Consider the following 1029-nt stretch of genomic DNA (forward strand, 5'->3'; position numbering starts at 1 on the left):
CCCCCACACCTAGTGTCCATCGTTTACGGCTAGGACTACCAGGGTATCTAATCCTGTTCGCTCCCCTAGCTCTCGCGCCTCAGCGTCAGTCTTGGCCCAGAAGGCCGCCTTCGCCACCGGTGTTCTTCCCGATATCTGCGCATTCCACCGCTACACCGGGAATTCCGCCTTCCCCTACCAGACTCAAGCCCGCCGGTATCGGGAGCGTGCGGGGGTTGAGCCCCCGGATTTGACTCCCGACCAGACAGGCCGCCTACGCGCGCTTTACGCCCAATGAATCCGGATAACGCTCGCCCCCTACGTATTACCGCGGCTGCTGGCACGTAGTTAGCCGGGGCTTCTTCTGCAGGTACCGTCACCTTTCGGCCTCGTCCCTGCTGAAAGCGGTTTACGACCCGAGGGCCTTCGTCCCGCACGCGGCGTCGCTGCATCAGGCTTTCGCCCATTGTGCAAGATTCCCCACTGCTGCCTCCCGTAGGAGTCTGGGCCGTGTCTCAGTCCCAATCTGGCCGGTCGGTCTCTCAACCCGGCTACCCATCATCGCCTTGGTGGGCCGTCACCCCGCCAACGAGCTAACAGGCCGCGGGCCCATCCCTCGCCGTCTGGGCTTTCCCGCCGCCCCCATGCGGGGGCGGCGGAGTATCCGGTATTAACCACGGTTTCCCGAGGCTGTCCCGGTGCGAGGGGCAGGTTGCCCACGTGTTACTCAGCCGTTCGCCACTCTATTCGCTTCCGAGGAAGCCTTAACCGTTCGACTTGCATGTGTTAGGCGCGCCGCCAGCGTTCATCCTGAGCCAGGATCGAACTCTCCGTTCGAGCTCCCGGGCCGAGGCCCGGGGTCGTCTCGTGCGAGCGCCGACCCCGCCGAATGCTCCGCTGATCTGGATTCGCTTGGTCTCGAATTGACTCTGCGTCGTCTCGAGCTTCGCTCATTCTTCGCTGTCTCTTGTCGATCTCTCGATCGCAGTATCCGGTTCTCAAGGTTCGCCGCGCCGCCCTCGGGGCCTCGCCCTTCCGTGCGGCGCGAGG

Annotated in this window: 1 rRNA gene; it reads right to left on the minus strand. The window is 64.0% G+C overall.

Annotated elements, in window-relative coordinates:
• A 16S ribosomal RNA gene (locus tag HMPREF2826_RS00560) occupies positions 1-816 on the minus strand; the annotation flags it as partial.
• Positions 817-1029 lie beyond the last annotated feature (213 nt).

It is taken from the genome of Olsenella sp. HMSC062G07 (genome assembly GCF_001811895.1).
GTDB lineage: Bacteria > Actinomycetota > Coriobacteriia > Coriobacteriales > Atopobiaceae > Olsenella_F > Olsenella_F massiliensis.